The 15,755-nt window shown below is 44.3% G+C and carries 2 protein-coding genes; both read left to right on the plus strand.

The window, feature by feature from the left end:
* The first annotated feature begins 38 nt into the window (after window positions 1-38).
* Complete coding sequence (locus NYE42_RS07385) at window positions 39-8,747, plus strand: type I polyketide synthase (RefSeq protein ID WP_352426864.1); 8,709 nt, start codon at window positions 39-41, stop codon at window positions 8,745-8,747.
* Window positions 8,740-15,744 carry an SDR family NAD(P)-dependent oxidoreductase gene (locus NYE42_RS07390; RefSeq protein WP_352426865.1) on the plus strand — a complete coding sequence of 2,335 codons (7,005 nt, stop codon included), beginning with the start codon at window positions 8,740-8,742 and terminating at the stop codon, window positions 15,742-15,744. The genes NYE42_RS07385 and NYE42_RS07390 overlap by 8 nt, the downstream gene beginning before the upstream one ends.
* Window positions 15,745-15,755: the final 11 nt, after the last annotated feature.

A 15,755-nucleotide genomic window follows, 5' to 3' on the forward strand; every position in this document is an offset into this window, starting at 1 on the left:
TTGCGGCAGTGCCATTTGTAAAGGGGATGAAGATTTTTATGAAAGAAGCCCGTCATATTAGAAAAAAAGTACTTTCTGACATAGAAAGCGGCATCATTTCTTTGGAAGAAGGAGTAAAGCGGATACAGCAGCTTGGTTCTCATTCCGCAGGGGGTAACGGACAGGCGATATATTATCAGACGGTCTGGCAGCGGACAGATCTCAGCATTCATGTAAAAGGCGGCCGACGTGAGGGCAGCCTTTTATTATTTGATAAAAATGAAGATGTGAGTAAAGAACTTGCTGCATTGCATGATACAAGGGTTATCTTGGTTAAGCCGGGGAAAGAGTTTCGAAAAACCGGGGACGGTGTATTTGAAATCGACCCCCGCTCTGAAAGAGATTACATAAACCTGTTAGGATGGCTTATAGAAGAAGAGAAGTCAGATATACGGGAAGCGGTGCATTTGTGGTCAGACATGCCGTTTGAAAAGACAGAGAGAGCGATTCGTGAACAATGCGACAGCGGAGTCTATTCTTTGTTTTTATTACAACAGGCGCTCTTCAAAAATAACTGCCGCAAACCGATCAAACTGTTATATGGATATTTTTCACATCTTTCTGGAGAACAGCCTCTTTACGCGGCGGCAAGCGGATTTTTGCGGACATTGCAGCTGGAAAATCCGTTAATCTCAGCAAAAAGCATTGAGATGGAGCAGTCAATAGCAGCTGTTCACGCAGCTGATATCATACGCAATGAGCTGAGTGATTTCCAGCCTTCAGATGTAGAGATTCGTTATAAAGACATGCAGCGTTATGTCAAACAGCTCAAAACGTATGAACCCGAAAAAAATTCCCGAAGCGGAGATGTGCCGCTGAGAGAAAATGGAGTATATATTATCGCAGGAGGCGCGGGCGGATTAGGATTTACCTTTGCAGAATATTTGGCTTTTCAAACAAAATGCTGCCTTGTTTTAACGGGGAGATCTCCGCTTTCAGATCATATAAGAAAACAGCTGAGACGATTAGAGGATGCCGGTTCTTCAGCTGTTTATGTTCAGGCTGATATTACCAATAAGGAAGAAGCCGAATATGTAGTCAAAAAAGCCAAAACTTCTTATGGAAAAGTAAACGGGGTCATTCAGGGCGCGGGAATCATCCGTGACTCTTTCCTTCTTAACAAGTCACGAGAGGAATTCGATCAGGTAATCAGACCGAAAGTATTGGGTACGATGTGGCTGAATGATGCTGTTGAGAAAGAAAATCCTGACTTTTTCATTTGCTTCTCCTCTACTTCCGCAGTGTTGGGAAATGTCGGGCAATCTGATTACGCGTTCGGAAACAGTTATATGGATCATTTCATGAATATGCGTTCTGCCCAGGATTCTGATACGATTTCTCTCTCTCTGAACTGGCCGCTGTGGAAAGAAGTCGGCATGCAAGTGGATGAGCGCACGGTAGAGACAATGAAAAAGGCGGGTTTTTATCCTTTAGAAAAAGAGGAAGGTAAAGAAGCGTTTGCAGTTGCATTGTCCTCCGGTTTTTCGCAATTTACTGTATTTTACGGAGATGAGCAAATTGACAATCATGTTCAGCAATTATATGAACGAAAAGACAATATTCAGGCAGATGAAGGAACAGGGAGAAATATCGAATCATTTGATTCAGAGAAACTGAAAGCTGAAACATCTGATTTCATCATAAAAGTGATTGCTGCAGAATTCAGGATGCCTGCGGACAAAATAGATGCAGAAGAGGCATTGGAAAAATACGGACTTGATTCCGTTATGATTATCAATATGACGAATGAGCTTGAAAAACATTTCGGCGCGCTCTCAAAAACGCTGTTATTCGAATATCAGACTGCGGCAGAATTGTCACAGTATTTCGTTGAGGAGCACAGGGATACTCTTCTTCATAAACTCCGGTTAGGAGAAAACAGGAGCAGCACCCCATCTCAGAAGAAAAAAGATCATGAACAGACAGCCGAAGTTAACGGGAAACAGAAAATCCAGATGAAAAATCAGGTGCAGCAGGAGAAGTATCATGACAATGATATCGCGATTATCGGTATCAGCGGACGTTACCCGATGGCAAATGATCTTGATACTCTGTGGGAAAACTTATTGAACGGTAAAGACTGTATAACTGAGATACCTGAGGATCGGTGGGATTCGGGGCTGCACTATCAGCCCGCGGCGGGCGACGAAGTAAAAAACCAAAGCAAATGGGGGGGATTTATTGACGATGTGTATCATTTTGATCCGTTGTTCTTTAATATTTCTCCTGCCGAAGCTGAATTAATTGATCCGCAGGAGAGACTGTTTTTAGAGACGGTTTGGCACACCATAGAAGATGCCGGGTACGCAAAGAAAACGCTTGAACGAAAAAACGTCGGTGTTTTTGCAGGGGTTATGTACGGCCAATATCAGCTGTACAGCGTTGGTCACGAAGCGGCCGTTTCCTCCTCATATGCATCAATCGCCAACCGGGTATCCTACTTCTTTAATTTCAGCGGGCCAAGTATTGCTTTGGACACGATGTGTTCCTCATCATTAACGGCTGTTCATTTTGCTTGTGAAAGTTTAATCAGGAATGAATGTGAAATTGCAATTGCAGGAGGCGTCAATTTATCCATTCATCCTCATAAATATGAACTCCTGACTCAAGGCGGATTTTTATCCAGTGATGGCCGGTGCAGAAGCTTCGGTTCAGGAGGAGACGGCTATGTGCCGGGAGAAGGGACAGGTGCCGTGCTGCTGAAACCTGTAAAAAAGGCTATTGCGGACGGTGATCAGATTTATTCAGTTATTAAGGCAACAGCCATCAACCACGGTGCTAAGACGAATGGATATACCGTGCCGAATCCCAAAGCTCAAAGTGAGGTCATTACGAGAGCCTTAAAAAAAGGATTTATTGATCCAAAAAGCATCAGCTATATAGAAGCTCACGGAACAGGCACCGCGTTAGGAGATCCGATTGAAATCACCGGTCTGACCAGAGCATTTTCAGGTGCCGAACGCGATAAGAAAACATGCGCGATCGGGTCGATTAAATCAAATATCGGACATCTTGAGGCTGCTGCAGGCATAGCGGGCATTACGAAAGTTATTCTTCAAATGAAACATAAAACGATTGTTCCGTCACTGACTCATTCTGCTGAATTGAATGAAAATATACCGTTTCAAAAAACACCTTTTTATGTACCGGACAGTGCCGAAAAATGGGAGTCATCCGTTCCCAGGCGTGCCGGAATCAGTTCTTTCGGGGCAGGAGGAGCTAATGCCCATGTTATTTTAGAAGAATTTGCGGATGAAGCTATCTCTCCTCTCGCGGCTGAAGAACCTGAACAGCTTTTATTTGTTTTTTCTGCAAAAAATGCCGACAGGCTGGAAGAATATGCAAAACGCGCAAAAGAACATATAGCAGCCAGAGATTATCCATTAGAAACACTTAGAAATACAGCATTTACTTTACAAACCGGCAGAGAAGAAATGCCGCACAGATTGGCTGTTATCGCCTCCACAAGAGATGAATTGCTTAAAAGACTGACAGACTATATTCTCGGAAACGCGACGGATCATATTTTTACAAGCGGCAAAGACACAACAGAAGCTCAAAGGATGAATAAAGCTGAAATTGAAGAAGCAGCCGCAAACAGAGATCTTTTGAAGATTGCTGAATACTGGGTTGGCGGTAACGGGGTAGATTGGCCGTCACTTTATAAAGATGCCACTCTGAGACGGGTATCAGCACCCGGATATCCATTTGCCAAAGAGCTGTGCAGAATAGATGCGCAAAATATGGGAAGCCGCCGGATGAACGTTAATAACGATCTGCATCCTTACATTTCATGCAATATATCTGATTTTAAAGCACAGAAGTTTCTTATCAATGTAAGCGATACCGGTTTGTATATAAAAACAAAGTATCAAGACAAGGAAATGTTTCCGTTTCTCAGCCAGATTGAAATGGCGAGAGCTGCCGGAGCGATGGCTTCAGGGAATCCGATTATTAAATTAACAGAGCTCTCCTTTAGAGAACCGATGTTACAAAGCGGAAGCAATGAGCAGATCCGGATTGTATTAACCCCGGATAATCAGGGTGCATCGTATTCTATAGAAAAACAGAGCGACTCATCCATTTATTCCTCAGGGCGGCTCGAATTAGAAGGCGGGGCGTACGAGAACGGAAATATTCATCTTGAGCCGTTTCTGTCTCAGCGCGCAGACCGCATACCGTACGAAGCGTTTTATCAGCGGCTTGCCGAATTCGGATACAGCTGCAGTGACAGTCTGAAAGCGGCAGAGTACTGCGTCAGCAGGAACGGACAGGTGCTTTTAAAGATAAAAGCAAAGGCCGGGCCGAAAGGGTGCATAATCAAACCGGAAGTTATTGAGAGCGTATATCAAGCCGTCATATACCTTACGGTGGAAAATGCCGGAGAGCTCCCGGAAAACATTAAAGAATGTACGATTTTTGATCATGAGACTGAACCCGTTTATGTATATGCAGAACAAACTGGAGAAAGCGATTCGGCTTATGATGTGTATGTATTAGACAATGCCGGCGGGATTTTGATGGAATTGAGCGGGCTGGTTTTTGGCGAAAAGCCTTATCAGAATGTACGTTTTTATGAGCATAAGTGGGATCAAAAAAACCCTCTGATTGAGATCAAAGATAGGGAGCCAAAAACAATTCTGGTCTTTGCAAAAGATGAAGCACTGGCTGGAGCTCTGAAAAATCAATCAGACAGCCGTGTCATTCTCGTCACGCCGGATCAGCGGCAGACCGATCAAAATCTGCTGACATTCTATGTAAACCCGGAAGTGACGTCAGATTACATTCGTTTATTCGAAGAATTAGAGAAAAAGGGGTTTTCTCCTGATGTCATCTTGCACACGGGAGAAACATTTTACGCGGGTGACCACCTTCTCAGCGGCCTGGAATCAATTTTTTATTTATTAAAAGCCCTGAGCGCCCGCAGTGACGCCTCTCTTTATCTTCATTCTCTGCTTCTTGTTCACTCTTTTAAAGAAGGCGTGAATGATCCGTATACGGGCGCTCTTGCAGGCTGTTTAAAAACGGCAAATATGTTGGTGCCATCCGCAGAGAATGTGAAGTCAATCGGTTTTTCAGAACGTATATCAATTGAAAAAATGGCTGAATTTTGTCTTAACGAAATGGTTTCAGGCGTGGAACGGCAGGCTGAAGAAGTTAAATATATTAATGACAAGAGGTATGTTAAGACATTAAAGGACTATGTATTCAATCATACAGAGCACTCTCATCAGCTGAAACAGGAAGGGATTTACCTCATAACGGGCGGTTTGGGCGGTCTGGGCCTGATTTTCGCAAAATATTTGGCCTCTCAATATCAAGCAAAATTAGTATTGACGGGAAGGTCACCGTTAACAGCTGATAAACGCCATAACATTGACCGGCTGCAGGCGCTTGGAGGAGATGCGGTATATTATCAAGCTGATGCCGCAGATCAAAAGACGATGGGACGGGTCATAGAAGAAACGAAACGGACTTGGGGCTCTATTCAAGGCGTTATCCATTCAGCTGGTCATGCCGATGATCGGTTATTTACAGAGATGAATCTGACTGATTTTTCAGATGGCATGACTGCTAAAATTGAAGGCACGGTATGTTTAGATGAATTAACGAAAGATGAGCCGCTTGATTTCTTTATCGTATTTTCTTCTATTTCTTCGGTCTTCGGAGATTTTGGACAGGTTAACTATGCGTTGGGCAATTATTTTCAAGATCAATATATAAATTGGAGATCCGAACAGAGCCGCCGGCAAGAGAGACAAGGCAAGAGCATTTCGATTAACTGGCCGTTGTGGCGTAAAGGCGGAATGCATTTAAACAAAGAAGCGGAAGAAGCATATCTTTCCGCATCCGGGTTTGATTATTTGGAAACGGAAGAAGGGATAGCGGCTTTTGAGACGATTTTGGCAAGTGACTGTCCGCAAATTTCGGTTGTTACCGGGGATGCCGGAACAACACCAGCAAGAAAAGATCTGCCGCATCAAAAAGTAAATACGCTTCAGGTTCGTCAAGAGGAAATTTCTTATACAGCACCGGCTTATACAGACAATGTCCTGGGAGAACTGAAGCAAATGGTATCGGAATTATTGAAAATTAACATTGAACAGCTGGATACGGCAGAGAATTTCGGCAATCTCGGCTTTGATTCTATCAGTTTGAAAACATTAGCTGTCCGACTGAATAAAAAATACAAGCTTAAGCTGACACCTGCCGTTTTCTTTACTTACAGCCATATTAAGTCTCTTTCAGAATTTCTGAACAGTGAACTGCGTACTGTTGCAAAAGGGAATACAGATGCAGAAAAAAACATTTCTGAAAAAAGGAAAGTAGTGCACGCTGGGAAAACCACCGGGAAAACCGTGAAGCCGCCGCGAAGTTTTCCGTTTGAAAAAAAGACAACAAGACAGGCTGACCATCATCCAGAGAAGCAGCCAGTTGCCATTATCGGGATGAGTTGTGTTTTTCCGGGATCAAAAAATGCAGATGAGTTTTGGATCAATTTAATCAATGAAAAAGATTTGATTCAGGAAATTCCCCCGGATCGCTGGGATTGGAAAAAATACGCCGAAGGCAAAGGAAGCAGCGAAGTACATTCAAAATGGGGCGGCTTTATCACAGATGCCGATAAATTCGATGAGGCGTTTTTCAATATTAATCCGCGGGAAGCAGAACTCATGGATCCTCAGCACAGAATTTATTTGCAGGAAACCTGGAAAGCGATAGAAGATGCGGGTTACAAAGCTTCAAAGCTGTCTGGCAAAAATATCGGGGTGTTTACGGGCATTCAATTTAATGATTACCGCCAGCTGCTGATGAGGCATTCGGACGGGGCGCATGCGTTTGCGGGAACTGGAAACAGCCAGGCGCTCATCAGCAATCGTGTATCCCACTATTTTAATTTCAGAGGTCCGAGTGAGTCCATTGATACAGCCTGCTCAAGCAGTCTTGTAGCAATCCACAGAGCTGTGCGCTCGATTCAAAATGGCGAAAGTGAGCTGGCGGTAGCAGGCGGGGTTTCGCTGCTTTTAGATCCAGTCACGCATATGTATACCGATAAACTCGGTATTTTGTCTAGGGACGGCCGGTGTAAGACGTTTGATAAACTTGCCGACGGTTATGTCCGCGGTGAAGGTGCAGCTGTTCTGTTATTGAAACCATTGCAAGCGGCAATGAATGACAGAGACAATATTTACGGGGTCCTGAGAGGAACCGGAGAAAATCACGGAGGAAGATCTGCTTCATTGACCGCTCCGAACCCGGAAGCTCAGGCAGAACTGTTAACGGCTGTTTACAAAAATGCCGATATTCCTGTTGATACGATATCTTACATTGAAGCACACGGAACCGGGACAGAACTGGGAGATCCGATTGAGATTGAAGGCTTGAAAAAAGCGTTTGGATCTTTTGAGCCGCATCCAGGAAAGAATCATGATCAATATTGCGGCATCGGTTCAGTAAAAACGAATATCGGTCATTTAGAGCCCGCCTCTGGAATGCCGGGGCTGATTAAAGTATTACTATCCATGAAGTATAAAACACTGCCTGCCACACTTCATGTCAAGGAACTGAACCCTTACATTCAATTAAGCGGAACACCGTTTCATATTGTCAATAAAACTATGAAGTGGGCCAGATTAAAAGATCGAAAAGGAAATGAAATTCCGCGCCGTGCCGGAGTCAGTTCCTTTGGATTCGGCGGGGCAAATGCTCATGTCATCGTGGAAGAATTTGAATACGGACAAGATAAAGCAGTAACTGCCGAGCGGGAACAAATCATTGTTCTATCGGCCAAAACAAAGGAAAGGCTGATGGTTAAAGCCAAAGAGTTAACAACGTTTTTACATGAAGAACTATCAGTTCAATTCAGTCAGCAAGAGGTGCAGGAACGTGATTTGCAAGAGGCGGTTCGGGAAGCGGCAGCGGGTATCCTGCGTTTAGATACCGCAGATATAGATGCAAAGACACCTCTTTCGGAATACGGATTTGATCCGTTGGCTTATTCCGAATTAATCTCTTATATAAACCAAATGTACGGCACAGAAATATCACTAGACATATTTCAGGAATTAAAGACACTGAGCGAGCTGTGCCGCTATATCAGCAGCATCCGGAATCGATCAGCTGATAAACCGCATAACGGCAATTTTAGAGAAAAGTCCGGATTCGGTCTTGAAGAAATAGCATATACGCTGCAAACCGGAAGGGAACCATTTGAATGCCGCCTTGCGATCACTTGCTCGAATACAGGAGATCTTCTTGAAAAATTAAACGGTTACATCCAGGGGAGCAGGCTGCAAGGTGTTTATGAAGGAAATGTAACGGATTTTGATAGTCTGTACGCTCCTTTATTCGGCGGCCCCGAAGGTCATGCATATGTTCAATCACTAATTCAGCAAAACAAGCCGGCCAAACTGGCTCAGTTGTGGACGATCGGTTGTGAAATCAGCTGGGAAGACTTGTATGAGGAGGAACTCAAACCGGTTAAACTGTCTCTTCCTCTTTATCCTTTCAGCAAGAACAGACATTGGATTCATTTAAATAAAGATGAAGCGCAGAAGGCTGAGGCTTTCTCGAACACTGAGCTTCACAACTCAAATAAAGATACAGCAGATGGAGAAATCATGTCGCTTCTTGAAAAAGCACAAACAGGTGAGATGAATACGAAAGAGACGTCAGAGCTGATAGAGGAGTTGCTTTTCCATGAATGAAAAAACGATGCAAATTGAGCAAATCGTGAAAAAGGTGAAAGAATGCAGCCTGACGCCTGAAGAAGGGCTGGAATTAATTAAGAGCTTGGGGAAAACCCATCTATATGAAATGGTATGGGATAGATATGAATTTAAAGGCAGTAAAAAATTCCCGCATACGAAAGAGCCAATTTTATTTTTTTGCGAAGACGACAGCATGTATACCGTAATGAAGAGACAGCTTGAAGGTTATGAGGCGCCTTTCATTTACGTGACTTCCGGCGAGCGTTTCGAAGATTGCCGGAACGGTCGTTTTACAATGAACTTTGCAAAAGATGAGGATTATGATGCGTTATGCGGGGTTCTGCGTTCTCAAAATATAAGACCCCGCCATATTATTCATTTTTTAGCTGCCGGGCTCTTCAAAAATACGGAAGATGCAATGAGAAAGCAGCTCAATAAAAGTCTGTATTCCTTGTTTCAAATGTTTCAGGCCTTCATGGCGAACAAACTTTGTCCGAAAGCAGAAATTTTGTATCTGTATGAAAATGCCGAGGGTGAGGTTCAGCCGATTTATAACGCGGTTGAAAGTTTTCTTAAGACCGTACAGGCCGAAAATCCGAATTTCACATGTAAGGCTGCAGAGCTGAAATCAATGTTTGACGAGCCGTTTACAAAGCAGCATATTGCAGATGTCATCTCTTTTGAATGGAACAATCAATGTAAGACGGACCACTTTACCTGCTATGAGCCGAGGCATTATTATAAAAGGCAGCTTCAAAAAGTAAAAAAAGAAGATGGGGAGAAACATAGTTTCAGTGTAAAAAAGAACGGTGTGTATTTAATTACGGGAGGAGCCGGCGGTCTCGGGTATCTGTTTGCTGAATATCTGGCGAAACAGGCAGAAGTCAAGCTGATATTAACCGGGCGTTCCCCGGCCTCCCGTGAAACGGCGCAAAAATTAAGCGCTCTTGAAAATCTCGGCGCTGAAGCCTTATATGTCCCGGCAGATATTTCAAAGGAAAAAGAGACGGACGCTTTGATTAAGCACATTAAGCAGACATTCGGAGAATTAAACGGAATTTTGCACAGTGCCGGACTTGTTAAGGATGCATTTATCATAAAAAAAACGAAAGAAAGCATAGAAGAAGTTATAGCGCCTAAAGTATTCGGAACCGTTTGGCTGGATAAAGCAGCTGAAGAAGAGCCTCTAGATTTCTTCGTTATGTTTTCATCCCTTTCGGCCGTTCTGCCTAATGCGGGTCAAAGCGACTACGCCTTCGCTAACGGATGTATGGACGGATTCACCCAGTATCGAAGCATTAAGGGACGTCCCGGGAAAACACTTTCTATTAATTGGCCGTTATGGGATGCGGGCAATATGACAGTCGGGCCGGGAGAGCTGCAGGCTTTAAGACATGCAGGGCTGGAACTTTTATCCGCCCAAGCAGGGCTTGCCGCTTTTCAGGACAGTATGAGCCGCTCTGCTTCTCAGCTGGCTGTTATCAGCGGAGACAAAGATAGAATAAGTGAATTACTCTCAACTGACCATAAAAAGATAGAGACTGTGCCTGAAAACAACAGTAATCTGCCGCAATTACATGAAAAAGATCTGAAAAAGCAAACGGTCCGTCTTTTGACAGAGATCGTCGGAGCGGAAACGGGAAGACCGGCGGACAGTATTTTACCCGAGGATACGTTTGACCGTTACGGAATTGATTCTCTAACGATTTTAGGTCTTAACTCCCGTCTGGAAAAATATTTTGGAAGAGTGTCTAAGACTCTTTTCTTTGAATACAGCAGTGTTGAAGAGCTGTCAGAGTATTTTCTTGAACACTATCAGCATGAGTTGCAGAAGGCATTTTTACCGGCAGCCGAACAGCGAATTGATCATTCGGCGCCGGCGAAACGGGAGAAGCTTTCCGTTTCCCGCACACCATCCGCACCTTCCGAGGAAGATATTGCGATTATCGGTATAGCCGGCCGCTACCCGATGGCGAAGGATGTGGAAGAGTTTTGGGAAAATATTTCTTCCGGAAAAGATTGTATAACGGAAATACCGAAAGAGCGCTGGGATTTTCGGAAATATTATCACACAGGTGACAATGCCCGTCATGACAGCAAATGGGGAGGTTTTATAAAAGACGCTGATAAATTCGATCCGCTGTTCTTCTCAATTTCGCCCCGTGATGCCGAGTTAATTGATCCTCAGGAACGGTTATTTTTAGAGACAGCATGGCACACGTTTGAAGATGCGGGTTACACAAAGAAAAAGTTGAAACGGCATAAGACAGGTGTATTTGTCGGTGTCACCTACAGCCACTATCAGTTATTTGCAGCCGGTGCTTCAGATGATGAGGAACGTCAGGCGCTCCTGTCTTCTTATTCGTCTATCGCAAACCGGGTATCATATTTCTTTGACCTGCACGGGCCCAGCCTTGCAATTGATACAATGTGTTCTTCTTCACTTTCTGCTGTTCATTTTGCATGTGAAAGTATAAAAAGGGGAGAATCCACCCTCGCCATAGCCGGAGGCGTGAATTTATCTTTACACCCGGATAAATATACTTTACTTTCCCAAAATCATTTTGTTTCAAGCGATGGGCGCTGCAGAAGCTTTGGAGCGGGAGGAGACGGATATGTGCCGGGAGAAGGAGTCGGGGCCGTTCTTTTGAAATCGCTTTCTGCCGCGAAGGCTGACGGGGACAGGATTTACGGTGTGATTAAGGGAACATCTGTAAATCACGGAGGAAAAACAAACGGATACACTGTGCCAAATCCGGGCGAGCAGGCAAACGTCATCAGTGAAACTCTTGATAAGGCGGGGATTGATGCAGACAGCATAAGTTATATTGAAGCGCATGGCACCGGGACATCTTTGGGAGACCCGATTGAAATTTCAGGTTTAACCAAAGCTTTGCACAGCTCGAAAAGCGATTATCGTTGTGCAATTGGTTCGGTTAAGTCAAATATCGGACACCTAGAAGCTGCGGCGGGAATTGCTTCTATTACAAAAGTGCTGATGCAAATGAAGTATAAACAGCTTGCTCCTTCCCTTCATTCCGATAACTTAAATCCTAATATTGATTTTGAGGAAACACCGTTTTACGTGCAGTCTGAATTGACCGATTGGGAGACGCCGCAAAATCAAGCCAGAACGTCAGGCATCAGTTCGTTCGGCGCTGGAGGATCTAATGCCCACATTATCATCGAAGAGTATAAGAATGAAGAAAAGATGGAAACGGTACAGAGCAACAAGACGCAAATTATTCTGCTTTCTGCCAAAAATGAAGAACGGCTCAGACTCTTGATTGATGCATATATAAAAGGACTGGAGCCAAAAACGTCACTAGCCGATGCCGCGTACACCTCGCAGACCGGGAGAAACGCTATGGAAGAGCGGCTCGCTGTTGAGGCTAGCAGCATTGACGACCTTCGCAATAAGCTGACGATGTATTTGCGGTCAGATCATAAGTTAAACGGTTTATATAGGGGAAAGGCCCGCCGAGACGCTGGTCAAAAGGATGCCCTGTCAGCCGCCCGCTTTAAAAGTGCAAGAGAAATGGCCATTCACTGGGTGAACGGAGGAGACGTTCAATGGGAAGAGATGTACACTGCGGAATTACCGAAGCTTATCTCTCTTCCCGCATATCCTTTTGAACGGAACAGATATTGGGTGCCTGCCGCAAAAGCAGCACAGAAACAGAAAAAAACAGGTGTACCGCAAAGTCTGCCACACGCACCGACTGACTTATCATTTGATGTATTAAAAAAAGCGTGGAAAAAACAAAAGGCTGCGCCTTCCGCTTTTACGAAAGGACAGGTGATGATCCTGGCTAATAGTGAAAGTGAGCGGCTTGCATTCGAATTGTTTGATTCAGATCCTCTGATTGAATCCGCTGTCATTTGCGCAGATAACTGGGATCATTCGGATGGAGAAGCCAAAAAAACGGCCCTAGCAGTCATAGAAGAAAATCCGGAAATCATCGGCATGATTGACCTGTCAGATTTGCGGAGTGATCAAAACGGGGCACGCACCGGCACAATCGGGAAGCTGACACTGCTGCAGGAAATCATAAAGACACGTAAACAGCTTTTCGTTTTACATGTGACCAGAGGGCTGCAGACATTTCTGAATGACAAGCCGTCGTTAGCCGGAGCCGAAACAGCCGGACTATATAAAATGCTGAGTGCGGAGTATCAAAAGATAAAATCAAAAACAATAGATGTAGACGGTCATGTCGGGACTGCGGCGGAATTGAGACAGGTAATCACAGATGAAGCTTACGCTGACGGGCTGTATAGTGAAATCTGCTACCGGAACGGTGAACGTTATATTCCATACGTCGAGAAATTACATGCAGCGGAAATAAACCGGAAACTATCCGGTCTGCCAGTATGCCGTACGGATCAAACCCTGGTTATTACAGGGGGAACAAGAGGGATCGGAGCAGAACTTGCCAGACATTATGCCGGCAAGGGAGTCAAAAAACTTGTGTTGATGGGAGTAACCGACCTTCCGGAATCTGATAAAATAGCCGGCTTGTTAAAAGACACCGATGAAAAGTCACCTCTTTATTCGAAATTACAACTGCTGCATGAGTTGGATCAAAAGGGAGTTCAGGTGGAAGTGTATTCCGGGCCGCTCACGGAAAAAGAAACATTACATCGCTTCTTTTCAGAGGTGAGGATGAAGTTCGGCAAAATCGGCGGGGTGATTCATTGCGCTGGTGCAGCCAATCATTCGAATCCGGCTTTTATTCATAAATCTGATCAAGAAATAAGAGAAGTATTTGAGCCAAAGGTGCAGGGGATGCAGGTACTCCATGACATTTTTATTGATGACGAACTTGATTTCTTCATTTTGTTTTCATCTGTTGCGAGCGCCTTTCCTTTATTAGGCGCCGGAACAAGTGACTATGCCGCGGCGAACGCTTTTATGGATTACTTTGCGGCGTATCAGCATGCAGCCGGCAGAACATATTATCAATCAATTAACTGGCCGAGCTGGAAGGACATTGGGATGGGCGAGGTGACAAGTCCATCATATCAGGCACTTGGTTTACTTTCACACTCAACAGAAACAGGTATTGCCATGCTGGATGAAATGATGACGATAAACGGATACCCATGCCTTATACCGGCAAAGACACATCCGGAGAAATTCATGCTGCAGCAGCTGCTCCAGACAAGAATTCAAGATGCTAAAAATAACCCGGATGCTGAGGAAAAAGTGATTTCTGGTCAGGGAGACAATGAAGCTATAATCAGGAAGTTAATGGAGATTTTTTCCGCGGAGCTGAAAATACCTTACGGGAATTTAGATCAGGATACGTCTTTTGCGGATTACGGAGTTGATTCAATCTTACTGGTTCAGCTTGTCAAAAAAGCGGAAGATGCATTTCAAATAAAAATTGAACCATCAGCTTTTCTGGAGTATCCGAGTTTTTCACAACTAGGCGTCTATTTAAACGAATTATTTGCAAGTGAGGGGATCAGTCCTCAAATTGATTCAGAAAACATTGAGGTTCGGAAAAAAGAGCAACATATAAATCAAAATGCTTCCGAAGTACGGGACAGCGGATCTCAAATACAACAAACCAGTCTGAACCAAATCGCTATTATCGGAATGGGCTGTGAGTTTCCGGATGCTCCGGACACAGAAACGTTCTGGAGAAATTTGAAGAAAGGACAAAATAGTGTCCGCGAAGTCCCGGCGTCGCGATGGGATATTTCTTCATACTACTCTGACACCTATGAAAAGGGAAAAAGTATCAGTAAGTGGGGCGGATTTCTTCAAGATATTGAGTCTTTCGATCCCGCGTTTTTTAATATGAACAAAAGTGAGGCATCAGAGCTTGATCCGTTAATCAAAAAATGCCTTGAGGTCAGCGTCCAGACATTGAGAGACGGCGGCTATACAAAAGAAGAAGTATCAAACAAAGAAGTCGGCGTCTTCATCGGTTCGCGGACCGGGACGTTTATGTCCAAAATAGGTTCCCCTTCAAAAAATACGATCGTGGGTATAGGACAAAATTTCATAGGCGCGCATATCTCACACTTTTTTAATCTGAAAGGACCGAATCTGGTTGTAGACACGGCTTGTTCTTCTTCATTGGTCAGCGTCCATCTCGCTTGTCAAAGCCTGATGTCAAAAGAGTCAGATATGGCGATTGCGGGCGGAGTTGACATTTTGCTGGATCAAAAGCCTTACGTCATGCTGAGTGAGGCTCGGGCGCTTTCACCTGAAGGAAAATGTCATACATTTGATGAGAAGGCAGATGGATTTGTACCGGGAGAGGGATGCGGCACAGTCCTTTTGAAAAGACTTGATGACGCCCTTGCCGAAGGTGACAGAATTTACGCGGTAATTGACTCATCCGCGGTTAATAATGACGGACAGACAATGGGAATGACAACACCTAATCCGAAAGCGCAAAGCGCAGTGATAAAAAAAGCCCTGAAAAAAGGCGGAATTGATGCAGATACTCTCAGTTATGTCGAGACGCATGGCACCGGTACGATGATAGGAGATCCGATTGAATTAAAAGCGCTGACAGAAGTGTTCCGGGAGGTTACGGAAGAAACGCAATTTTGCGGAGTAGGCAGCGTAAAAACGAATTTCGGACATTTAATGAGCGCAGCGGGGATAGCGAGTATTATAAAGGTTGCCTTATCCATAAAAAATCAGATGCTCCCGCCGACATTACATTGTAAAACGCCAAATCCGCGTTTTAAATTTGATCAATCGCCATTCTTTCCGAACACGTCTTTAAAAGAATGGCGTCCCAGAAAAGGGGTTTTGAGAGCCGGAATCAGTTCTTTTGGATTCGGGGGCACGAACGCACATATGATATTGAGCGACAGCCATCTCACATTAGGATATGGAGAGACAAAAAGACACCCGCTTTCTCCGGTTATATTCAATAAGGAGCAATGCTGGATTGACAATGGAGAAACTCCAGAAAAGGAAGAGTCAGAATTACTGATTCCTTTACTTGATTTCAAAGAATTATAAAGAAAAGAAAA

The organism is Bacillus sp. FSL K6-2865 (assembly GCF_040311405.1).
In the GTDB taxonomy this organism is placed as follows: domain Bacteria; phylum Bacillota; class Bacilli; order Bacillales; family Bacillaceae; genus Bacillus; species Bacillus velezensis.

What these genes read in the sequence shown, in the direction of transcription:
- NYE42_RS07390 (WP_352426865.1), top strand. Translation starts at nt 8,740, where the DNA reads ATGAATGAAAAAACGATGCAAATTGAGCAAATCGTGAAAAAGGTGAAA.
- NYE42_RS07385 (WP_352426864.1), top strand. Translation starts at nt 39, where the DNA reads ATGAAAGAAGCCCGTCATATTAGAAAAAAAGTACTTTCTGACATAGAA.